Origin of the sequence: Clostridium acetireducens DSM 10703 (genome assembly GCF_001758365.1) — a bacterium.
In the GTDB taxonomy this organism is placed as follows: Bacteria; Bacillota; Clostridia; order Clostridiales; family Clostridiaceae; genus Clostridium_C; species Clostridium_C acetireducens.
Genome location: NZ_LZFO01000014.1, coordinates 22,569 through 45,660, shown reverse-complemented (window position 1 = coordinate 45,660; position 23,092 = coordinate 22,569). Strand labels below are relative to the sequence as shown.

At 25.5% G+C, this 23,092-nt stretch carries 22 protein-coding genes; 2 read left to right on the top strand and 20 right to left on the bottom strand.

Annotated features, from left to right (window positions below; genetic code table 11):
* Position 1 precedes the first annotated feature (1 nt).
* The gene (gene prmC, locus CLOACE_RS06110) at positions 2-853 is read right to left on the bottom strand and encodes a peptide chain release factor N(5)-glutamine methyltransferase (RefSeq protein ID WP_070110218.1); all 852 of its coding nucleotides are present in this window, start codon (positions 851-853) and stop codon (positions 2-4) included.
* 159 nt (positions 854-1,012) lie between these two features.
* Between prmC and rpmE the strand changes: the two genes are divergently transcribed.
* Positions 1,013-1,222 carry a 50S ribosomal protein L31 gene (gene rpmE, locus CLOACE_RS06105; RefSeq protein WP_070110216.1) on the top strand — a complete coding sequence of 70 codons (210 nt, stop codon included), beginning with the start codon at positions 1,013-1,015 and terminating at the stop codon, positions 1,220-1,222.
* 41 nt (positions 1,223-1,263) lie between these two features.
* On the opposite strand, the gene rho is transcribed toward rpmE, so the two are convergent.
* The 7 genes from rho to ypeB all read right to left on the bottom strand — a co-directional run bounded on the left by rho (position 1,264) and on the right by ypeB (position 7,796).
* Positions 1,264-2,727 carry a transcription termination factor Rho gene (gene rho / locus CLOACE_RS06100; protein WP_070110214.1) on the bottom strand — a complete coding sequence of 488 codons (1,464 nt, stop codon included), beginning with the start codon at positions 2,725-2,727 and terminating at the stop codon, positions 1,264-1,266.
* A gap of 170 nt (positions 2,728-2,897) precedes the next feature.
* Positions 2,898-3,866: a class II fructose-bisphosphatase gene (gene glpX, locus CLOACE_RS06095; RefSeq protein ID WP_070110212.1), complete on the bottom strand. Its 969-nt coding sequence runs from the start codon at positions 3,864-3,866 to the stop codon at positions 2,898-2,900.
* A 95-nt stretch (positions 3,867-3,961) separates the two neighbouring features.
* Positions 3,962-4,303, bottom strand: coding sequence for a hypothetical protein (locus CLOACE_RS06090; RefSeq protein ID WP_070110210.1), 342 nt, complete (start codon positions 4,301-4,303; stop codon positions 3,962-3,964).
* Positions 4,304-4,459: 156 nt separating this feature from the next.
* Complete coding sequence (locus CLOACE_RS06085) at positions 4,460-4,774, bottom strand: ribose-5-phosphate isomerase (RefSeq protein ID WP_070110208.1); 315 nt, start codon at positions 4,772-4,774, stop codon at positions 4,460-4,462.
* 91 nt (positions 4,775-4,865) lie between these two features.
* The gene (locus tag CLOACE_RS06080) at positions 4,866-5,288 is read right to left on the bottom strand and encodes a YwiB family protein (RefSeq protein WP_070110206.1); all 423 of its coding nucleotides are present in this window, start codon (positions 5,286-5,288) and stop codon (positions 4,866-4,868) included.
* An 11-nt stretch (positions 5,289-5,299) separates the two neighbouring features.
* Positions 5,300-6,280, bottom strand: a complete 981-nt coding sequence (locus tag CLOACE_RS06075) for a tRNA 4-thiouridine(8) synthase ThiI (RefSeq protein ID WP_070110204.1) — start codon at positions 6,278-6,280, stop codon at positions 5,300-5,302.
* Between the two features lie 142 nt (positions 6,281-6,422).
* Positions 6,423-7,796: a germination protein YpeB gene (ypeB, locus tag CLOACE_RS06070; protein WP_070110202.1), complete on the bottom strand. Its 1,374-nt coding sequence runs from the start codon at positions 7,794-7,796 to the stop codon at positions 6,423-6,425.
* Positions 7,797-8,035: 239 nt separating this feature from the next.
* Between ypeB and CLOACE_RS06065 the strand changes: the two genes are divergently transcribed.
* Positions 8,036-9,283: an MGDG synthase family glycosyltransferase gene (locus CLOACE_RS06065; RefSeq protein WP_070110200.1), complete on the top strand. Its 1,248-nt coding sequence runs from the start codon at positions 8,036-8,038 to the stop codon at positions 9,281-9,283.
* A 22-nt stretch (positions 9,284-9,305) separates the two neighbouring features.
* Here CLOACE_RS06065 and spoIIR read toward each other — a convergent pair whose 3' ends face one another.
* The 12 genes from spoIIR to CLOACE_RS06005 all read right to left on the bottom strand — a co-directional run bounded on the left by spoIIR (position 9,306) and on the right by CLOACE_RS06005 (position 23,085).
* Positions 9,306-9,938, bottom strand: a complete 633-nt coding sequence (gene spoIIR / locus CLOACE_RS06060) for a stage II sporulation protein R (protein WP_070110198.1) — start codon at positions 9,936-9,938, stop codon at positions 9,306-9,308.
* Positions 9,939-10,031: 93 nt separating this feature from the next.
* On the bottom strand, positions 10,032-11,207 hold the full coding sequence (locus CLOACE_RS06055) for a Ger(x)C family spore germination protein (RefSeq protein WP_070110196.1): 1,176 nt from the start codon (positions 11,205-11,207) through the stop codon (positions 10,032-10,034).
* Positions 11,208-11,226: 19 nt separating this feature from the next.
* A complete protein-coding gene (locus tag CLOACE_RS06050; RefSeq protein ID WP_070110194.1) occupies positions 11,227-12,333 on the bottom strand; it encodes a GerAB/ArcD/ProY family transporter in 1,107 nt (368 codons plus the stop codon).
* Between the two features lie 13 nt (positions 12,334-12,346).
* Positions 12,347-13,807 carry a spore germination protein gene (locus CLOACE_RS06045; RefSeq protein ID WP_070110193.1) on the bottom strand — a complete coding sequence of 487 codons (1,461 nt, stop codon included), beginning with the start codon at positions 13,805-13,807 and terminating at the stop codon, positions 12,347-12,349.
* A gap of 17 nt (positions 13,808-13,824) precedes the next feature.
* A complete protein-coding gene (locus tag CLOACE_RS06040) occupies positions 13,825-14,022 on the bottom strand; it encodes a CLC_0170 family protein (RefSeq protein ID WP_070110191.1) in 198 nt (65 codons plus the stop codon).
* A gap of 117 nt (positions 14,023-14,139) precedes the next feature.
* Positions 14,140-14,982, bottom strand: coding sequence for a 4-(cytidine 5'-diphospho)-2-C-methyl-D-erythritol kinase (gene ispE, locus CLOACE_RS06035; protein WP_070110189.1), 843 nt, complete (start codon positions 14,980-14,982; stop codon positions 14,140-14,142).
* Positions 14,983-15,088: 106 nt separating this feature from the next.
* Entirely contained in the window at positions 15,089-17,698 is a 2,610-nt protein-coding gene (gene cphA, locus CLOACE_RS06030) for a cyanophycin synthetase (protein ID WP_070110187.1), read from the bottom strand.
* A 37-nt stretch (positions 17,699-17,735) separates the two neighbouring features.
* Complete coding sequence (locus CLOACE_RS06025) at positions 17,736-18,545, bottom strand: cyanophycinase (protein WP_070110185.1); 810 nt, start codon at positions 18,543-18,545, stop codon at positions 17,736-17,738.
* 107 nt (positions 18,546-18,652) lie between these two features.
* Positions 18,653-20,218 (bottom strand): DUF3794 and LysM peptidoglycan-binding domain-containing protein, encoded by a 1,566-nt coding sequence (locus CLOACE_RS06020; RefSeq protein ID WP_070110183.1) that lies wholly within the window; start codon positions 20,216-20,218, stop codon positions 18,653-18,655.
* A gap of 362 nt (positions 20,219-20,580) precedes the next feature.
* Positions 20,581-20,817 (bottom strand): Veg family protein, encoded by a 237-nt coding sequence (locus CLOACE_RS06015; protein WP_070110181.1) that lies wholly within the window; start codon positions 20,815-20,817, stop codon positions 20,581-20,583.
* Positions 20,818-21,080: 263 nt separating this feature from the next.
* Positions 21,081-21,953 carry a sporulation peptidase YabG gene (yabG, locus tag CLOACE_RS06010; RefSeq protein ID WP_070110179.1) on the bottom strand — a complete coding sequence of 291 codons (873 nt, stop codon included), beginning with the start codon at positions 21,951-21,953 and terminating at the stop codon, positions 21,081-21,083.
* 127 nt (positions 21,954-22,080) lie between these two features.
* Entirely contained in the window at positions 22,081-23,085 is a 1,005-nt protein-coding gene (locus tag CLOACE_RS06005) for a CotS family spore coat protein (protein WP_070110177.1), read from the bottom strand.
* Positions 23,086-23,092 lie beyond the last annotated feature (7 nt).

The window sequence follows — 23,092 nt, the reverse complement described above, 5'->3', positions numbered from 1 at the left end:
ATTAATATTTTTTTCCTTTAACAACTCTATCTTTTCCAGATAAATCTTTTATACACTTTATATCTTTAAATCCATTATTTTTCAATATATTTATTACTTTTTCTCTTTGGTCATAACCTATTTCAAAAACTATACTCCCTTCTTTATTAAGTACATATTTACTTTGCTCAACTATTTTCCTATAAAAATAAAGTCCATCTTCTCCGCCACATAAAGCTTCATAAGGCTCATATAATTTTACATCATCCATAAGTTCATTTATTTGTTTTTCTTTAATATAAGGTGGGTTAGAAACCAATATATCAAATTTTTTATTTTGTTTCTTGGGTAACATTAATAAATCACTTTTGTAAACTTTAACTCTATTTTCTAATTTTAAAAGTTTTATATTTTCTAATGTTACCTCACAAGCTATGGAAGAAATGTCATAACACTGTGCTTCTACATTATCTAAAAATTTTGCTATAGATAAAGCAATTACTCCACTTCCACAGCAAACATCACATAAATTTTTGTAATTATTTAATTTCACATCATCTATAGCAGCTTCTACTAATATTTCTGTATCTGGTCTTGGTATTAGTACACCTTCTCTTATTTTAAAATCTATACCCATAAATTCACAATTACCTAATATATATTTAACAGGCATTTTTCTTTTTCTAAGTTCTATAAGTTTTAAAAACTCTATTTCATCTTCTTTATTTATATGGTAATGCCTATTAGTAAGTATAAACATTTTATCCTTGTTTATAATCTTACCTAGTAATAATTGAGCATCTAGCATATAAGTTTCTATATTAGCTTGTTTTAAAATATTATATGATTTACTTAGTAACTCTTGCAATTTCATAAAATCATCCTTTTAAATTTAATTGTTAATTTCTATATTATTTTATCAAACCTATTACTATATTTAAAGCAATTTTGTTTATTGACTAAAATACATTTATTATGCTATAATCTAGTAGTTGAAAATACAGATTTATGAAATCTGAAAGAGGTGAAAAAAATGAAAGAAGGCATACATCCAAAATACTACAATGACGCTGTGGTTAAGTGTGCATGTGGAAATACTTTTACAACAGGTTCTACTAAAAAAGAACTTAAAGTAGAAATATGCTCTAAATGCCATCCATTCTTCACTGGTAAACAAAAGATAGTTGACGCAGGTGGAAGAGTTGATAGATTTAAGAAGAGATTCAATTTAGGCGAAAAATAATTGATTTAATGGGAAAGGTTTTTATCTTTCCCATTTTATTTTTACCTATTAATATTTTTATACATATCCATTTTACTTATAAGTTCTATAAATTCCTTATTATTTTCTGTTCTAGATAACATATTTATTAATTGTTCAGTTACATTTCTAGTATTATTTTCATCATTTAATAATCTTCTTATATTAAAAGCTGTTTCCTTTTCTTTTAAATCACTAAACAATAAATCATCTCTTCTTGTTCCAGATTTGTAAATATCTATAGCTGGGAAAATTCTTCTTTCTTGAAGTTTTCTATCTAAATGTATTTCCATATTGCCAGTTCCTTTAAATTCTTCAAATATCATGTCGTCCATTCTGCTTCCTGTTTCTATTAAAGCTGTAGCTAATATAGTTAAACTTCCACCGTTTTCTATATTTCTAGCTGCTCCAAAGAATTTTTTTGGCATTATTAATGCTCCTGGATCCAATCCTCCAGATAAAGTTCTTCCTGTTGGTGTTATTGTAAGGTTATATGCCCTAGAAAGTCTGGTTAAGCTATCCAAAAGTATAGTAACATCTTGACCTTGTTCTACCATTCTCTTTGCTCTTTCTAACACCATATAAGCTACTTTAGTATGATGTTCTGGTTCTTCATCAAAAGTTGAATATATAACTTCTCCATTTATAGAACGTTGCATATCTGTAACTTCTTCTGGTCTTTCATCAATCAATACTACTATTAATTTAATTTCAGGATGATTTTTAGATACGCTTTGGGCTATCTTCTTCAACAGAGTGGTTTTTCCTGCTTTAGGCGGTGCAACTATAATGCCCCTTTGCCCTTTACCTATTGGTGATATTATATCCATTAATCTAGTAGATAAGTCTTTAGGATTTGTTTCTAATTTAATTTTTTTATTAGGGTATATTGGAATTAAAGTCTCAAAAGGTTTTCTTCCTACTGCTTTTTCTGGATTTTCGCCATTGACCTTTTGTACATATAATAAAGCTTTGAATTTTTCGCTTTCTTTAGGAGTTCTAACTTTACCTTCAACTTCATCTCCAGTTTTAAGATTAAATCTTCTTATTTGAGATGGGGATACATAAATATCATCAGGACTTGTTAAATAATTTTTTCCTCTTAAAAATCCGTAATTATTGCTTTCTATTATTTCAAGTACTCCCTTTGCAGTATCCGATTCATTAATCATTTCCTTTAATTTTTCTTTTTTTTCTTCATTATTTACTTTTATTTCATGATTTGAAGTATTTTTAAAATCTTCTTTTTTATTTGTTAGATTTAATACCTTACCTTTATTTTCATTTTCTATAATTTTATTTTGTTCTTTAGAAGATATTTTTTCTCTCAATATAATTCCATCTTTTTTTATAAAAGCCGGTGATGCTTCTTTTATCTTATCTATTAATTCAGCTTTTTTGTATTTAGATATACCTTTCATTCCTAATTCTTTTGCTAATGCCTTTAACTGCACCAGCGTTTTACTGCTTAAATCATTATTATCCAAAAAATAGACACCTCCATATGTTTTATATGTATAAAAATTTTGGGGAATACTTTAAAGAAATAAGTGGAAGGCTGACCATAAAGATATTATATATCATTTTTACACTTTTATCTAGTTAATAAAACAAAAATTCTATATAAGATTTTAACCTTATATAGAATAAAAGATTTTTATACTGTTATTACCTTTTTATTCAAATCATGAATAGCACTAATAACTCTTATAGTACCAGTTTTGCATCTCATTACTACGGAATGAGTTTTAGCTCTATTATTAGAGTGATAAACAACTCCTTTTAATAAATCTCCATCTGAAACACCTGTAGCAGCAAAATAAACATCTTCTCCTTTAACTATATCATCTATAAATAATACTTTATTAATATCTTTTATTCCCATGTTACGACATCTTTTTATTTCTTCTTCATTAGAAGGACTGAGTCTAGCTTGAATTTCTCCTCCTAAGCATTTAAGTGCTGCTGCTGCAATTACACCCTCTGGTGCTCCTCCTTTACCTACCATCATATCTACTCCTGTATCTTCAAATCCAGTGGCTATTGCTGCTGCTATATCACCATCTTTTATAAGCTTAATCCTAGCACCAACTTCTCTTACTCCATCCATTAAATCTTTATGTCGTTCTCTGTCTAACATTATAACAGTTATATCTTCTACTCTTTTTCCCAAAGCTCTTGCAACACATTTTATGTTATGTTGTATAGGTGCATCTATATCTATAGTTCCATAAGCTTTAGGACCTACTGCTATCTTATCCATATACATATCTGGTGCATGTAATAAGCACTTTTTCTTAGCAACTGCTACAACAGATAGTGCATTGGGAAGTCCTCTTGCTACCAAATTAGTTCCATCTAAAGGATCTACAGCTATGTCAACTTCAAAGCTACTTTTTTGTTGCATACCTACTTTTTCTCCTATATATAGCATGGGAGCTTCGTCCATTTCTCCTTCTCCAATAACTACAGTACCGTTTATATCTATAACATCAAAATATTTCCTCATTCCATCAACAGCTGCTTCATCTGCTGCAATTTTATCTCCTCTTCCTAAAAACTTAGCACAGCCTAATGCTGCAGCTTCTGTAACTCTAACTAAACCTAATGCTAAATCTTCTTTCATAACTTATAAGTACCTCCTTATAAACTACATTATAGGTGTATTTAAGTAAATTATACATTTTATTGAAATGAATGTCAACTAACTCACTTTATGTATTATATCATTGCATATATTTTGCTGTGAATTGAGTTATATCTATTTACTTTTTTAATTATTTTATACTTATTTCCAATAAAGAATAATATTGATCCTAATCTGTCACATCCACCTATAATAACTTTTTCATTAATAATGTCATTTACATTATACTTATAGTTATGATATTCATTGCATAAACTGCATTTTACTTTAAATATAATTTGATTACTCTTTTTCATTACTTTAACAGAGGTGAAGTAATTATTTATATTATTTAATTCAAATAAAGAAGTATTTAGTATATTATATTTATTATTTTCATCTTTTAATGCAAAACTTATATAAGTATTAACTAACAAGTAATCACCTCCCAAAAAGTTTTAGTATTTATATCTTCTATAAATTATATTAAAATCCTCTATATATTTGACATTTTTTTTAATTCATTAAAAAAATTAGTGTTAAAAATAGTATTCTGTCATAATAAAACATATAATAAAAATTAATATATGTTTTTATTTACTAATTTTCTTGCATTTTTCAAGTATGCCCTCTGCTTCAAAATACATATTTCTAACTCTTATATTAGCTAACATCTTTTTTTGTGCAGAATTCACATATTTATTTATATCTGAATCCTCAATATAGAAATCTTTATTTAGCATGTATTGGTCTATGCAATTATATCTTTTTAATAATAAAAATAACAAATATCTACATTCTATGTCTTTTAAAATTTTAAAAATATCTTGCCTCTTTACTCCTTTATAGATACATATAAATTCTATTATTTTTTCATATCTACTTCTTTTATCAAAAAAGTATTTCATAATTATAATATCCCCTTTTATTGTATATTATTTAAATTAATAACCACAATAAATCTTTTTAAACATATTAAAATAAAAGACACAAGAAAAATTAATTTTCTTGTGTCTTTATAACAACTTTTAATAATGTACGTTGAGGTTCATCTCCTAAAATACTTATATTGTAATCTACAATAACTTCTCCTCCGTTATCGTCCATTCTTATATCTAAATCTTTTGTTTCAATTTTTAATTCAAAAGCGCCGTATTGACAATTATATAAAACTACACTTTCTTCATTGGTTTTAAAATTCATAGAAGTTTTAGTATTTCCAAATCTTATAAGAGACATATTTTCTGGTGCTATTTTTAAAGTAGTTTTAGTTCCTTCCATTCCCGATAGTTCTGTTTCTTCATATACTACATAATAGCATTCTCCTCTTTTATAAAATTGTCCTGGTGTAATTACTTCTACTTTTTCTTCTTCTAAATCTACTTTTTCACTAAGCAAAGAAATCACAGCATTTTTACTCATAATTATCCTCCTTAGATTATATACTTATTTATATCCTCTTCAGATGCAGGTTTTGATTCTATGTAATTATTTAAACTATTATTAAAGTTTCCATACTTTATCTTAACTATTTTTTCATTTTTTCCTTTACTATATCTTGCTGTAATACTTCCTGCAAATTCTATATCTTCCATTAAAGGTTTTCCAGTAATTATGCACATACTTCCATTAAAATCTACAGCAAAAAATATTAAATTTTTACTATCCAAATACTCCTTAATTTCTTTTGCTTCCTTTTCTGTTCTAGTAGAAATTATTTTTGCATTATCAGAAATTCTAAAATGTCTTCCATATCTAAGTAAATAAATATCTTTATCAGAAGGATTCTCATTATGTTCTAATAAATCTTTTAACCTTTTAGAATAACTAGGTTCTGTAAGTTTACATCCTCCTGCTGGAGATGGATATTCTTTAATATTCCATTTTTCTGCTAACTCCATTTGGACTTTTCTTCCCCTGCCTGATATGCCTAATAATTTTTCTCTATCAACTAAACCTTCTAATTCCATTTTTGTAGGTAGAAGATTTTTAGCACAAAGTGGTCTTAATATTTTATCACTAAATCCTGATTCTTTTTTAACCAAATTTAATGATGCTTTATTTTGAGACATAGGTCTTTGATTTAGAACTTCTCCTGTTATTATAAAATCTGCTTTATATTTTTCTAATAGTTTACCTGTATAATTCATCATCATGGCATGACAATCTATACAAGGATTCATATTTTTTCCAAATCCATGTTTGGGATTCTTCACCATATTCAAGTGTTCTTTTGAAAAATCTACAATTTTAATAGGAATTTCTATTTGTTCTGCTGCTCTTTTAGCATTTTCAGCTCCAAAAAAATAAGATTTAAAACATATTCCTATTACATCTATTCCTTGATTTTTAATTAATTTTGCAGCTAATGTACTATCTAATCCTCCAGAAATCATAGCAAGTGCTTTTGTCATAAAAAATCACCCTTTCAAAAATAAATTATTATTTACATAGGGGCTTTAATTTATAATAACTTAAATTAAAATCTATTACAAGATTATATTATTAATAAAACAAACCATATCATTAATCATATGGTAATGATATGGTTTATTTTTACATTGTTAGCTCTCCATTTGGTGTATTTATTATTTGTATTATTTTTTGTTCATATCCTGTTAAAGAATTTATATAAACTATAAAATTATCTCCTTTATAATTTCCAGTAAACTCATAACATAAAACTTCCTTATTTGTTTCAGTTGGAATTATAGCTAATTTTACTGAATTAATATTTAATCTTTTTCCTACCCTACTTTGTGCTTGTTGTCTAGTTATTTTAGGTGATTGAATGTTTCTCTTTTCTTCATGTGCTATTAAATACTTTTCTGCTTCAATTCCTATTACATCCCCATTATCTAATGCAATTTTTATTTTTATTTGATCTGGATATATAGTTATATCTCCCTGTTTATATACATAATTTATAACTATATAATTATCATAGGTTAAAGTATATTTAGGAGTCATACTATTATATCCTAATGAGCGCAAGTACTTATTTGCTTTTTCTTCTGCTTGTTTAGCATTTATAGAAGCTACTTCTAAACTCCTATTATCTATCATATATAATATTTTACCACCATGCTTAGTTACTTCACATATTATATTTTGATTTTTGTCTTTTCTTCCTTTTATTAATATATTAAATCTATAAGTATCTATATATGATTTACCTTGTTTTCCTTCTAATACTATTTTTTCTATTCTATTTTTACCAATAACTTCTTTAACTCTTTTTTCAGCATCTTCTTTTGAAACTATTTTTTCACTATTAATCTTAGGATTTATTTTTAATATATTATCAGAAAAAGGTCCATCATATATCAAAGAAGGATATTGAACTACTTGTTTTTGTATACCCTTAAATTTTTCTTCTATAGAATCACTAGCACCGTTTTTAGCTAAAACTCCTGTGGCTTTTCTTCTTATTTCTCCCCATTTTATTTTTCCTGCTCCTATATCATTAGCTAATAAATTTAACTGTTTTTCTAATTTAAAAGATTGATCTTTTAACATATCAATATTATTATAGTCGTCGTTACTTAAATCTTTTCCCTCTGTAGATTTTTTACTTAATGTGTAACAAAAATCTCCTACTTGCGATAAAAATTTTGTTGTATCTCCAGTTGCTTGCTGATTTATGGGCAATGAATTTAATTTATCATTTGCCATAGATGCATTTCTAAAAATTTCTTCAAAAACAACTATTCCCTGCTCTCTTGAGCCAACAATGGCAGATTTACTCAAATTTATTCTTATATTTTTAACTGAGTCTATTAATTCATACATATTTTTACTATATTCACCTTGAAGATAATTCCTATAATCAGTTCTTTCTAATGTCATTAACACAGCAAATGTACTAGAAAATACCACAATTAATGTTACAATAACAGTATATATAATTCTTTTTTTAGTCATTTTCATAATATCTGCCTCCTAATTAATTATGTATTTCATTTAATATTATTTGTATTTATAATTGTAGTTATTCATTAATATGTAAAATTATTTCACAAAACTTTAATTATAAAATCAGTTCTTATATGCTATACTATCTATAAAAGTAATTGATACTTATAATTTTTATAAAAATAGTGTAAAATATTTATTAGCTGAGTTCTCCTAAAATTTTAATGAACTTATAATGAAAGGGGAAACAATAAATGAGAGTTCTTATACTTTCAGTTTCTGCAGGCGGCGGACATAGTCATGCTGCAGAAGCTATAAAAAGTTATATAAAAATATATGATAAAAATTCTCAGGTAAAAATAATCGATACATTGAAATATATAAATCCTATAATAGATAAAGTAGTAATAGGCGGATATTTAAAAACTATAAAAATTACTCCTTCGCTATTTGGAAAATTATACAATTATTCTGAAAATGATTTTGCTTTATCTTCATTAAGTGCTAAAATCAATGAAATGTTAGCATATAAATTATTACCTTTAATAAAAAAATTTAAACCAGAAATTTTAATAACTACTCATCCTTTTACTACAGAAATGTTATCTATATTAAAAAGAAAATACAAAGTGGATTTACCTGGTATGTCTATTATTACAGACTACACGCCCCATAGTTTTTGGCTTCATCAAAACATAGATGCATATATAGTTGCTAATTCTGATATGATAGACGAAATGGTTTTAAAAGGTATTCCTAAAAAAAATATACACCCTCTTGGTATACCTGTAAATCCTAAGTTTATGAATAAACATAATAAGAAATATACTTTAGAACAATTAAATCTTAAAGAAAATGTTACTACTTTGCTAATAATGGGTGGTAGTTTAGGAATTGGTAAAATTTCTGATGTGTACAAAGAGTTGATTAAAGTAAATAAAAATATTCAAATAATTGCAATAACAGGTAATAACAAAAAACTATATTATGAACTGTTAAACTTGCAAAAAACTTCTAACAAAAAAACATCTATTATAGGATATACAAATGAAGTAAATAAATATATGCAAGCCTGTGATTTGTTACTAACTAAACCAGGAGGTCTTACTATAACAGAAGCCTTAATATGTAATATACCTTTAGCTTTATTTTCACCTATACCAGGTCAGGAAGAAAAAAATGCAGAATTTTTATTAAAACACAATTTAGCTATAAAACTAAAAAATATAAAGGATTGTAGAGAAACTATCGAAAAACTGCTATCATCTCCAAACACATTAAAAACTATGAGAGATAATTGCAGTAAATTTTCTAAACCTTATTGTGGTAATAACATATATAATTTAATAAACTCTCTTGTAATAAAATATAAAGTTAAAAATAAAGTTAATAATAAAATTAAAAATGTAGAAAACGAATATATTAATAATAAAAAAATTAGCACAAATTTTCTCAAATCAATGGAAAAATATTTTCTGAAAAAATCAGAAAAATTATTATAAAAAAATAAAAACTCCCATAAAATTATTTAGAGGAGTTTTTATTTTTTATATTTTTTACAGTTTCTACAACTTTAAATTTAAACTGTGCATTATTAATAGAATTATATTCTGCAGAATTTAAAACTTTTTTCATATTTTCTTCTGTTTCTTCATTAGCTACTTCACCTTTAGTAACATCTACAAAACACAAAGGCGGAAACATAACACACCACCAATTGTGTCCTTCTCCTTCTCCTATTATGACTCTATATGCTTCATATTTACCTTGAGGCAATGTTATATTTCCATAAGTTTTAATAGGAAAGTTCTCTTTAGATAGAGTAGTTATTACATTATAGTTGTATCCATTTTGTTTAATAACTTTATATGCTATATCCTTTATTTTTTTATCATTATCCTTTATTATTTTTCTACTTTCATTTATATCTTTTGAATCTTTAAGTTTAAAACTCATGTATTTTATTATTTCATCTTTTATTTCTAGTTTTAATTTTTGGTCTTTAACATTATCGCTATTAGCTATAACATGAAATCTTATTAATTTATTTTCTATGCTATTTTTTATACACTCATTTCTAATTTCTATAATTTTAGAAATAGAAAAAGTAAATATAACTAAAATTACAACCATAAAAACCTTAAATCCCCTTTTCATATCTACATCCCCTTATTATATTAATTATTACTATTTATATGTTTTCCATTTTTTACTAGTTATATTCACTTTTTAATCTAAAAAACTTATTATTTATTTAATTACGCCTACTCTTCTAACTTTAAAATTTACATTTACATTTATATCAACATTATTAAAAACTTCATCCCAATTACCTTTAAATTTTTTCCATGTATATGGATGAAATTTTTTCATATAATCTCCTAATCCAAAAACATCTACATTATATTGTTTTTGGACTACTCTAAAAGTTTCTTCACATTCTTTTTTTATAGTTTTATTCAAATTATTTTCCACAGCTTGAATACTATCTTTATAAAACAATTCATTTCCTACATAACTTTGTTTTAACTGACCTTCCATTTCTAAATCTATATTAAATTTTATTTTATTTTTACTATTATCCATTTTAATTTTTCTTTTAATGTTATATATACTAAAATTTATAGGGTGACCATTTATATATATTACTTTATTTCCTCCTTTTATATCACCTTTAATTAATTGAACATTATAAGATTGACTTTTATCTAAATTTCCTATAATCTTATAATTTTTTATTATGCTTGTTCCTACTAATGAGAGCTCATTTTTTACTTTATCTAACTCCATAGTAGGAATTAAAACATTTTCATCATTATTAATAAGCGATGTTAATACTTCTTTTAAAGTTAATGGTTTCATCATAGTATTTTTATTATTTTCTGCAAGACCAATTATATAATTTTCTATATTACTTTCCATAGCCGGTATAAACTTAACATAATCTTCTGCAGTTCCTTTAGCTACCATAGTTATCATATTTCTATTTAATGAAGGCTGTCTATCAAGATAATCTATTACTTCCTTTATAGTATTGGGATACTGTAAAAGTTCACTTCCAAGTATTAAAAGTTTTGTATGACCAAAACGGATACTTCTGCTGCTCTTAGCTGTTGCTTCTTGAATTCCATTATCCATAGAATAAGCATCTACACTTATAGATTTTTCTTTTAATACGTTACTCTTACCTGGTCCTAATTCACTAATATCAGGGAAACCATAAGTTATATATAATTTTTTTATCTTTTCTTCCAAAAATGTATCTCCAGGTTTAATATTTATAAGTTCTTTTTCTTTATTTATTTCTTTTCCTTTATCTATAGCTATGGTAGATATAAAACTTTGTTTATCTATTTCTACTTTATCCCAACATCCACTCATAAATACACAAATTAATATAAGAGGTAAAAATTTTTTAATTTTCATTTGTAGCTGTAATAAAATATTATTTTACTACAGCATTTTCACCTCCTTTTTTCTTTATATAGCTTATTATAAATAAAATAATAGGAATTAACACTAAATTTATTAAAAACATTATGCTTCCATATTCACTAATCATTTTATAAAGTTGAACTATATCTTTAGGATAAAGAGCTATTATATAAATAAATGGTATAATACAAAAACATGAAATTTTAATATCTTTAAAATTAAATATTTTTTTTGTTATTTCTGATGAAAAGTAATAAAAATTTATAAATGTAGTAAAGTAATATACAATCCAAACTGCCATTAATATTCCTTCCCATCTTTCTATAAAAGTTCCAGGTATATCTATACTTTTAATTAAAGTAATTCCAGGCCATATAAGTATTTTTGTTTCCTCTACAGTAAAAGCAGCTATACAAAGTACTACTACTATAAAGTAAAATACCGTAATAAAACTTATACTCATTGTTCCAACTTTTTTAATATTTTTTTTATTTTTCATAAAAGGCAACAATAAAAAAATAATCTCTATACCTGAAAACCTACCTAAAGTATACCTAGTAGCTTTGAAATAATTTTTAGTAGTATTATTTAATATAGGAAGCAAATTAGAGAAATCTGTTTCATTAAAAGAAAATAAAAATATAAAAATTGCTGGTATAAACATAAGCAAAAATGCAATTTCATTAAATTTAACTATTGTCTCTAATTCTAATCTTACTATGTAAACTCCTACTAATATCATACAAATTATAATAAATTCTGTAGGAGTTCTTTCTAATAAGTACATTTTTATTTCTTCTACAAGAACTCTTAATCCTAAAGAAATATATGAAATTAAATAATATAATAAACTAATTAATGCAATTTTTGATAATAAATTTCCTAAATTATTCTGATATATAGAACATATATCAGAATAATTATTGTATTCTATTATTTTACAAAGCATATAAAATAATAAAATAGCTAATATTCCATTTGTTATACTTACAATCCAAGCATCATTTTCTACAATAGTCGCTAGCTCTCTAGGGTAAGAAAATACCCTAACACCTATTACTGCTACTACTATGCTGGCAAATACACCATAATCTCCAATATAATTTTTATCATCCACTGTTAACAGCCTCCTATTTTTGCCTAATTTTATCTTCTGTTTTCATGTAATTAGGTCTTTCTTTAAAATATTTTATAGGAAGTCTAATAAACATATCTTTAAAATCTTTTGTATGTAAACTGACAATAGGTGATAAATAAGGTACTCCAAAACTTTTAAGTTTTGATAAGTGCACTAATACAATAATCAATCCTAATACTATTCCATAAAGACCTAAAAATGAAGATAAAATTATTAAAAAAAATCTTATAATTCTAAAAGCTAATGCTATATCATAATTTGGAACAGTAAAGCTAGTTATAGCCGTTACAGAAACTATTATTATCATTATAGGACTAGCAATTCCAGCACTTACTGCAGCCTGACCTATAATTAATCCACCAACTATTCCTACTGTAGATGATATTGGTTTAGGCAATCTAACTATAGACTCCATTAAAAAGGCTAAACTTATTTCCATAATTATAGTTTCCACATAAGCAGGAAAGGGTACTCCTTCTCTAGATGCTGCTATAAAATAAGCTAACTTTGTGGGAATTATTGAACTATGAAAGGATGTAACTGCTACATATGAAGCTGGCAATATAAGAGTTATAAACAAGGAAATTACTCTTACTATTCTTACAGTAGAACTATACATCCATCTTTGATAGTAATCATCTGGAGATTGAAAAAAGTTAGGCAAAATAGCTGGAACAATAATAACAAAAGGCGAATTATCCACTAATATAGCTATTCTACCTTCATATAATGATGCTGCTACTACATCTGGTCTTTCTGTACTTTGTATTTGAGGAAATAAAGATGTACTTGAATCTTCTATAAGATGCTCCACATATCCACTATCTAAAATAGCATCTATATTTATTTTTTCCAATCTGCTATTTAGCTCTTTTAATACTTCCTTATTTACTATATCCTCTATATAAACAACAACTACATCTGTTTTTGATCTTACTCCCAAATTTTGCGATACAATTTTTAGTCTAGTATCTCTAATTCTCCTTCTTATAAGGGCTGTATTAAATCTTATAGTTTCTGTAAAACCATCCCTTCCACCTCTTATAGCTGTTTCTCCAGAGGGTTCAGCTACTCCTCTAGCAGGCCAAAGACGAGTAGCTACAACATAACACTTGGGAAATCCCTGTAAAAATAATAATGTATCACCAGAAAGCATAGAATCTATGCCTTTTCTCATGCTTTCCACTTCTATTAAGTCAGAAACGGTTAATATATTATTTTTTATTTCATTTGTATTTTTTACACTATCACCCTTATACATAAAAGATTTAAGTATAAAATCATTAATTAAATCTCTATTTGCCATACCATCAATGTAAATTAATTCAGTTTTAAAATCTCCTATGTGAAATTCTCTAAATACTATGTCAGAAGCATCTTTTAATATAAATTTCAAGTAGCTTACATTTTCATCTAAATTTTTAGAAATTTCCTCCTTAATATTTTCTCTCAAATTATCACTTCCTTAAATTAAATCATAAACTTAGAAATGACTGTTAAAACTAAAGTAATTACTATATAAAGTATGCCTATTACCCTAGACTTTTTTGCTACATCCTTCATATTAGATTTTTCAAAATTTCTAGCATCAATAAATGTTAATATACTTCCCTCTATAATTATTAAAATTAATAAATATAAACTAAATAATTTTATAATGATTTTCATTATATCCCCTCATATTTTCTATTCTTAAAACTATTTTGTACCTTTACTAAATTAATTATTCACAAAAGTAAAATATGCTAATAAGTTATATATAACTTATTAGCATATTTTACTTTATTATATAGTTCTAGTTATAAATACTTCTTTGTATTTATATTTCATATTGTCATAACACCTTTGAGCTTTTAACATGTCTTCAAAAAAACCAAATATAGTAGGACCACTCCCCGTCATTAATGTTCCTAAAGCTCCCATACTATTTATTTCATCTTTTATTTCTTTTAATATAGTGTGCTTTTTTAATGTTACATTTTCTAATACATTTTTCATATTTTTGCTCACATAACTTAAGTCATCTTTTTCTATGGCTTTTACTAATTCTTCTACGTTAGGACGTTGATTAATATAATTTAAATTTAAATTTTTATATACTTCCTTAGTAGAAACACCAAAAGAAGGCTTAACAATTACCAATATATTATTTTTAAAATGTTTTATTTTATTTACAATTTCCCCTATACCTGTACATACTGCTGTACCTCCAATAATACAATAAGGAACATCTGCACCTAATCTAACACCTAATTTCATAAGTTCTTTATCATCTATTTCAGGTTTATATATATCTCTCATACACTTTAAAACTGCTGCTGCATCTGTACTTCCTCCTGCTAATCCTGCTTCTATAGGTATATTTTTAATTATATTTATGGCTACACCAGATTTTACATTATATGTATCTAAAAATATTTTTGCAGCTTTATATGCTATATTTTTTTCGTCTAAAGGTATACTTGTGCTATTAGATTTTAAAATTATGCCTTGATCTATATAATCTATATTTAATTCATCATATAAATCTATAGTTTGCATAATCATATTTAACATGTGATATCCATCTTCTCTTTTTCCTACTACATCTAATGCTATATTAATTTTAGCATAAGCTTTCATCAACATATTCAACCCTCCAATCTCTATTATATAATTTTAGTATATTATAACAAATAATTTAAAGCTATATTTTAAAATTATATAATTCTAAAATATAGCTTTAAATTATTTATTAAGCCATAATAACTTTTTGTTTTTCATTTTTTACATTATTATTTATTATGTTTAAAAGAGGAGTATACTCTTCAAAAAATATAACTATTAAATCTCCAGGCTTAGAAAAATTAATAGCATAATTTAAGGCTTTTTCTTCAATTAATATTTTTTTTATATTTTGTTTATTAAATCCTTCACTTAAAATCCCTTTTTCTAATATGTTTGCTACTTCTCCAGGTTTTCTTCCCCTTTTGTATTTATCCTCTTTTATATATATATAATCAAAATGCCTTGCTGCTATTTTACCTATTTCAAAAATACTAGTGTCAGTTCTATCTCCCGGAACTCCAACTATACCTATAAGCCTGTTATGCTCTATATTAGAAACCGCTTTTAACACTGACTTATACCCATCTATATTATGACCATAATCTAAAATAACTTTTACATTATTACTTAATTTATATAAATTAAATCTTCCAGGATTATTCTTACTATCATTATAAAATGTGCTAAATCCTTTTTTTATGGTTTCCTTATCTATTCCCATTGCTATTAACGCCGCACAAGCCGCCATAGAATTTTCTATATTATAAGTTAATATGCCATTTAACGTTATAGCAATATCCTCCACTTTTACTATAGGCAGTATTTTACTACTGTTTTCAAAATAAATGTAATTATCTTTTATATATATTGCAAAATCAACTTTATCTATATTTTCTTTTATTAGTTTACTATTTTCCTTCATAGAAAATAGTACAAGCCTACTTTTTATTCTATCAATAATTTTATAGCTCATTTTATCATCTGCATTTAAAATAGCATATCCATTGTCTTTTACTGCTTCTACAACTAAAGATTTTATATAAGCAATATCATCTAAAGTATTTATTCCTTCTAATCCTAAATGATCTTCTCCTATATTTGTTATAATACCTATATCTGCTAAGTCATAAGCAATTCCACTTTTTATAATACCGCCTCTTGCTGTTTCAAGTACTGCTACATCTACATCTTTATTAGTAAGTACAGTCATAGCACTTTTATATCCTGTGGTATCTCCTTTATAAATACACTTATTATCTATATATATTCCACCAGTAGTAGTCATTCCTACTTTATATCCTTTAATATTAAGTACATGAGATATAAGTCTTGTAGTAGTAGTTTTCCCATTAGTACCTGTTATAGATATTACAGGAATATTTTCTTTATTGTTAAACATCTTATCTAATATTTTACCTGCCACATTTCTTTTTGTACCTTTATAAGGATAGTGATGCATTCTTATTCCAGGGGCAGCATTGACTTCAATTATTGCTCCATCTACAATATTGCTTATATCACTACAGCATATATCAATTCCACATATATCAAGACCTATAGCCTTTGCTGCTCTTTGACATAATTCAATATTTTCTTTGCATATTTTATCTGTGCAATCAATAGATATTCCTCCTGTAGATAAATTGGCGTTATTTCTTAATTCTAGTTTTTTACCTCTAGGTAAAACCGAATTCAATCTATACCCTTTACTTAAAATACATTTTTTAGTTTCTTCATCTATTTTTATCTTAGTTAAAGGTTTTTCATGACCAAAACCTCTTCTTTCATCAGAATTTATTATACTTATTAAATCTTCTATTGAATTAAATCCATTACCTATAACAAATGGAGGTATTCTTTCAGCTACTGCTACAACTTCTCCCCCAACAACACATATTCTATAATCTTTACCTTTAACATACTTTTCAACTATTATGCTTTTATACACTTTTTTTAATGTTTTATATGACTCTAGTAATTCTTTTGCAGTTTTTATATTTGTAATTACTCCTTTTCCTTGATTGCCAAACCTAGGTTTTAATACTAAAGGATATCCTATAGTGTCAGCTTTAAATAAAAGGTCTATTTCATTTTTAACTACATATCCCTCTGCTACAGGTATACATTGTTTATTTAGTACATCTTTTGTAATCAATTTATCACAAGAAACATCTACAGAAACTGCTCTCGTATTATTTCCAATAGTAGCTTCTATCATCTTACTACTTTTACCATAGCCTATTTGAAACATACTTCCGTCTCCTATTTTTATAAAAGGTATTCCTCTGTTTTTAGCTTCTTTTAATATAGATAATGTACTAGGACCTATCTTTTCATTATTTAATATGTTTATAAGTTGCTTTATTTTTAAATTTAAATTAAAATTTCTTTTTTGAATAATAGAATTTATTAAATTTATAGCAATTTTGCCTGCTTTTATACCTGTTTTTTCATATTCATATTCATATATAATATAATATTTATTGTTAAATATTTCTCTGGATTTTCCATAAGAAACGTTTAAATCAATAATATTTTGAATTGCTATAATTATATGCTCACATATATGAGGTAAATATGTTCCTTCTTTTAGTCTATTTAAAAACCCCTCCTCTTCATCAATTCCACACCTATGCTCTTTTAACTGCGGAAGAATTCTTATCAAATTTTCATTAAAATCTTTTATATACTTACTTGGAATATTATGTTCTTTTTTTAATTCTATATCTAATCTTATACACTTTTTATGTGAATATATATTTCTTCCTTTAAAAATTCTAAATTCTACTATATTCATTATATTATTGATTTTCCTCCTCTTAAAATAACTTGTTTTAGTTTTTTAAATAAGGTTTTTTGTTTACTAAATCGTATTTATCAAAACATTTCAATATATGTAATTTAACATCAAATATAGATAGCACCTCTTCTGCATTTTGTTCAGATACATTGCTTCTAGTTATATTACTTCCATCTATAACATATACCGCTCCTGAACCTATAACTTGAAACTCTTTATTATCTCTTACCATAATAGCTGTATCTTCATCAATACCTATACCCAAGCTTTCAGGGTTTTCCGCTATACCTACTAATAATCTCCCCAATCTTCCTCTTTGAGCAAAATGTTGATCTATTATAACTCCTTTGATAATACCTAATCCAGGTGCCATCTTTAATGTACATTTCCTAGGTGACTCTTCGTTTGGACCTGTTACAATCATGGTATCACTTGCTACAGATGCTCCTGCAGATGTACCTACATATGTACATCCATTTTTATATTTATATTTTATTAATTTATATAATGGAGTTCCTCCAAGAATACTTGTTATTCTTAACTGATCTCCTCCAGTAAAAAATAATAAAGAAGCCTTTTTAATAATATTTATATTGCTTTCATTATAAGCATCTTTTCTATCTTTAATATTTAGTATACTTATATTTTTTATACCTAATTTAGAAAATATAATTTTATATTGATTTCCTAATTCTTCTGGTTGTTGAGAAGCCGCTGTACATATAACTAATTTTTCATTTTCTGTATCTATTTTATTACAAACTTCCTTTAAAATTTTTTTATCTCCTTTTTTATCTTCTGCTCCTCCAATTATTATAGTATTTCTCCTTATTTCCTCCTTCAAATTTTATCACCTCTTTTACAGCTATTCCTTATTATTTCCAGCTTATTAATTCTTATGCACAAAAAAATATCCCAAGATTCAACTTAGGATATTCTTATTTCTAATATTTACATAATAGCTCTTCCTGGTATTATAATTTTTTGTCCAGGTTTAATTCTATTAGGGTCTTCAATATCATTTATATTTATTAACTCATCTATGGTAGTATAATATCTTTTAGATATTTTCCAAAGAGTATCTCCATTTTGTACTACATATATAATGACACTAGCTTTTTTTTCTGGTATTTCTCCTTCTACTGGTTCTATATTTACTAAAAATTCTTTATGTTTTATATAATTAACTCTACTTTCTACTTCTATTATAGCTTTAACTGCAATAGTATTTGCCTCTATATTAGCTTCTAAACTTTCCAAACTAGCTTTTGCCACACTTTGCATATCAATCTTACATCCTGGAATATCAACTGAGCAATTGAAAGCTATTTCATTATTTACATTATAAATATATTTTTCTTCATCCTCAGTTTTATATATTACATTTACATTTAATATGCCATCAACTATAACTTTATCCTCAACTATTCTTTTATTAGTTACACATACATCTCCATAGCATATTATTATTTCGGATGCTTTTGGCATATCCGATGTTATTTCAATATTTTCTTTTACTATAGTTTCGTTTTTTCCATGTCCATGAATTACATTTAAATCATAATCTTTTCTTTCCATGTCCATAATAGTATTAGGAGAATATACATCCTCTATCATGTCTATATTTTCTTTATTACTTATTCTCGTATTAAATTTTATTAATGTTTCTACTTCAATTATTCTATCCTCTCCTAAATCATCTTCCTTTACATTAAGCTCCATAGCTCTTACTTTAAAATCTGTATAATTGTCCATAGAAGGATTTACCCCTTCTAATTCAAATTCTTTACTTACTAAAACATCTTCTTCTATATAAAATATATCTTTTGTATCTTTTCCTCTGTATAATATTCCTATTAATGCATAAATATCTATTTGCACATTATCTTCTAATATTTTTATATCTCTTTTATGAATTTTTATATTCTTTTTTAATATACTTCCTACTTCTGGTTTATCTGTATCTATTCTTATTTCACATGTAGCTATTAAATCATCTGATACTTTCCCTACTATTTTATCTACAGAAACTGGGTTCTTTAACATTTGTATACTATCTCCACCTGTTATATCTTTTATAACTTTAAAATCATAGTTTTTATATACTTCTCCTTTTAATTTTATAACTCCTTCTACAGATACTTTTCTTTCATTAGATATTTTACATTCAATATGTTCAACATATGCCTTTGAATCACATAACATATGGTTGTTTATTCCGTCCATTTCAATACTATTAGAAAACTTTTCGTTATAGATTATATTGTATATGCCATGTTTTCCATCTTCCTCTAGTGACAAATATAATATATTATATTCTACTTCTCCTTCTATATATAATTTATCTTGTATTATTTCTTTATTTGTAATATATGGTTTAGCGTCAATTGTCAATATTTCTTTAACATCTGGATGTGTATCCGGAACTATATGCTCCGATTTAATTACAGTATCAACAGTACTCTCTCCTAATAATTGCTCACATTCTATATTTTCTTTAATTAGCTCTATGGCCATAATATACCCCTCCTATATAACCTTACTATTAATTTATATATTTATTATTTTCAAAATATGATTGATTTTAAAATTTTTAACAAGTTTATTTATTGAATAAATAGTTATTTTATTACAAAATTCATCATTTTTTTTAATAATTTAATATTTTAAGTTCATATTATAAGTGTTAATATTGACATAAAGCTAAAAATAGCGTATTATAAATACAGTTGTTGACCATATAACCTCTCATAAATTCTCAATACCCTTTTATACCATAGTTGAAAGATGGTAACCCGCCATCTTTCTTTTTTTATATTTCTTTATAATAAATAGCAAAAAATAAGGGCTATTGATTTTTTCAATAGCCCTTTATATGTTTACTTAGCAAAATCTAATTGAACTGTCTTTGTTAGCACATCTGAATAACTATATGAGACTTTCCTTTGGGTGTCATTGTCTAACCTTATAATAAATATACTAGGGTAAGTTTTTTCTATTACGCCTTTATTAACAAAAATCTTTCTTCTACCCCCATTGGCTTTTAAAACCACCTTTTGTCCTACATGTCTTTCAATATCTTTCTTTATTGAAAGTAATACATTTCTTCCTTCCACATTAAACACCCTCTTTCCACATTATATATTATATATGTTAATTTGTATTTTGTCAAGGTAACCTTTTATTTTACAGTTATTATTTTCTATTGTCAATATTAATTTTTTGTTAACTTAAATGATTTTACCCTTTTATAGCTAAATAAAAGGGTATTATGTTGCTTCTTTTAAAATTAAAAAAATGTTCCAATATTACATACTGTTGGTGTATTAATTAGTATTTCCTTATGCTTTATATATATACTAAAATACAAAGTATGCATTTAAATATAATTTGATTTAGGAAATCCTTCTCTATATTGTCCTCTAGTTTGAAGTCCTCCTATGCCTTTAGTATTAGTTATAGTATTTTCTAAAGCATCTTTAATAGATACAACTTTTTCTATATTAGTATAAGCTATTTTTTCGCATAAAAATACAGGGTCTAAACAATGTATAAGCACTCTGCTAGGTGAACTAGCAAAATTAGCACCTGCATCTAGTATAGCTTCATAACAAGATTGACAAGCTCCCGCAAAAATAACTAAATCATCATAATTAGGTTCATAATTTCTTAACTCATTTACTGTTTGTACAAAATACTTAGAATTTCTATAATTATTTAAATCCATATAATCTTTAGTTCCTTTTAATATAGCGTCATGACCTGTAATAACCACTATATTAGGTTTAACTTCTTTTACTACATCTATTATTTTATTAGGTTGCTCTCTTTCTAAAATAGTTCTTCCTACTACATCTAAACTTAACTGATTATATACCTTTGCACACACTTCTAAATATTCAGCATCTCCATCGACGTGTAGTATTTTACCTGGTCTTCCAAAGGCTAAATCATTATCTAAGTTTTTTTTTATACTTTTATTTAATGTTCTATACTTATTTCTAAAATCATTTCTAGAAATTAATATTTTTTGTATTGAATCATTTACTTTTCTATTAAATACTTCTTCTTCTTCTGTTAATTTAAATTTAGGGATAATTTCTAAATCTTCTTCTGGCGAATCTGCTATAATTCTTAAATTTATTCCTTTTATAGTAAATACTTTTCCTTTATTACTTTCTTTTACATCTATTATTCTGAAAGTTATATCCTTACCATAAGATTTTCTAACTACTATATCACCTATATCCATATAACTTTATTCCCCCATAATAAATTATTATATATATATTATGCTTTTAAAAACTATTCTGTGATAAAACAAACATAAAAAATCCTTACCATGATTATTTATGATAAGGATTTTTGTATTTATAAATCTATTCATGTTGTTCATATTCTTTTTTAAATTTTTTTATAAAGTCCATATATTCTTCTTGCTCCATTATTAATTTGTTCATTTTTTTATCAAAAGTTTTCGATGGCCAATTTATTTCATTGTAATAATGCCTATTACAAAGTCTCCAAAATCTTTGAGGAAATAGTAAAAAAGCAAATAAAACTCTGTATTCTTCTTCTTTTAAAGGGCTGATTTCATTATAAGAGTCTATTATGAGTTTAGCATAATTTATATCCCAATTGCATCGTTTTAACACCTTTATCATAAAAGAAGATATATCATAAGTTCTTAATTCTCTTTTGCAATAATCAAAATCTATTACATTTATTTTATTATTATTATCAACTATTATATTGTGATAAGTATAATCATGATGACAAAAACTTTTTTTATTTTCTGCTTCACTACATAATTTACTATAACAAGAATTTTCTAGTACTGTCATTGCTCTTTTTCCTAATTCTTTATAGAACTCATAATTTTTAATATAATTTAAATCAAAATCTCCTCTATTTTTTTTCTTTCTTACTATATCTCTCATTTTATTAAAAGCTTTAACTCTTTTTTTCATTAAATAAGGCCATCTACCTAAATCTGTTTTTAATTTACTATTTTCAGGTGGTTCATATCCTTCAGAAGCTATATGAAGATAAGCTAAGCTTTTAGCTGCATTTTCTAGGTCATCTACACTTTTAAAATCACATTCTCTTCCATCTATCCATTCTGATAAAGTATATATATCTTCATTTACTAAGGCATAGGGTTCTCCTTCTAAATTTAAATCATATCTGTCCACCCCTTTAAATCCGTTTTTTACAAGATGTTCTTTAGCACCATAAACAAAGAGCAACTTCTGAATGCCATAATTTATTTTTTTTAAGCATTTAGATCCCTTATTAGTTTTTAATAAATATACTCCTTTATTTGGCTTTAGTCTCTCAATTTTAACATCAAATTGTCTTTCTATTTCAAATTCTCTCATCATGTTAATC

What these genes read in the sequence shown, in the direction of transcription:
- CLOACE_RS06085 (WP_070110208.1), bottom strand. Translation starts at nt 4,774, where the DNA reads ATGAAATACTTTTTTGATAAAAGAAGTAGATATGAAAAAATAATAGAA.
- spoIIR (WP_070110198.1), bottom strand. Translation starts at nt 9,938, where the DNA reads ATGAAAAGGGGATTTAAGGTTTTTATGGTTGTAATTTTAGTTATATTT.
- CLOACE_RS06040 (WP_070110191.1), bottom strand. Translation starts at nt 14,022, where the DNA reads ATGAAAATCATTATAAAATTATTTAGTTTATATTTATTAATTTTAATA.
- CLOACE_RS06065 (WP_070110200.1), top strand. Translation starts at nt 8,036, where the DNA reads ATGAGAGTTCTTATACTTTCAGTTTCTGCAGGCGGCGGACATAGTCAT.
- CLOACE_RS06075 (WP_070110204.1), bottom strand. Translation starts at nt 6,280, where the DNA reads ATGACAAAAGCACTTGCTATGATTTCTGGAGGATTAGATAGTACATTA.
- yabG (WP_070110179.1), bottom strand. Translation starts at nt 21,953, where the DNA reads ATGGATATAGGTGATATAGTAGTTAGAAAATCTTATGGTAAGGATATA.
- cphA (WP_070110187.1), bottom strand. Translation starts at nt 17,698, where the DNA reads ATGAATATAGTAGAATTTAGAATTTTTAAAGGAAGAAATATATATTCA.
- prmC (WP_070110218.1), bottom strand. Translation starts at nt 853, where the DNA reads ATGAAATTGCAAGAGTTACTAAGTAAATCATATAATATTTTAAAACAA.
- CLOACE_RS06055 (WP_070110196.1), bottom strand. Translation starts at nt 11,207, where the DNA reads ATGAAAATTAAAAAATTTTTACCTCTTATATTAATTTGTGTATTTATG.
- glpX (WP_070110212.1), bottom strand. Translation starts at nt 3,866, where the DNA reads ATGAAAGAAGATTTAGCATTAGGTTTAGTTAGAGTTACAGAAGCTGCA.
- ypeB (WP_070110202.1), bottom strand. Translation starts at nt 7,796, where the DNA reads ATGAAAATGACTAAAAAAAGAATTATATATACTGTTATTGTAACATTA.
- CLOACE_RS06020 (WP_070110183.1), bottom strand. Translation starts at nt 20,218, where the DNA reads ATGGCCATAGAGCTAATTAAAGAAAATATAGAATGTGAGCAATTATTA.
- CLOACE_RS06005 (WP_070110177.1), bottom strand. Translation starts at nt 23,085, where the DNA reads ATGATGAGAGAATTTGAAATAGAAAGACAATTTGATGTTAAAATTGAG.
- CLOACE_RS06080 (WP_070110206.1), bottom strand. Translation starts at nt 5,288, where the DNA reads ATGAGTAAAAATGCTGTGATTTCTTTGCTTAGTGAAAAAGTAGATTTA.
- ispE (WP_070110189.1), bottom strand. Translation starts at nt 14,982, where the DNA reads ATGTTGATGAAAGCTTATGCTAAAATTAATATAGCATTAGATGTAGTA.
- rpmE (WP_070110216.1), top strand. Translation starts at nt 1,013, where the DNA reads ATGAAAGAAGGCATACATCCAAAATACTACAATGACGCTGTGGTTAAG.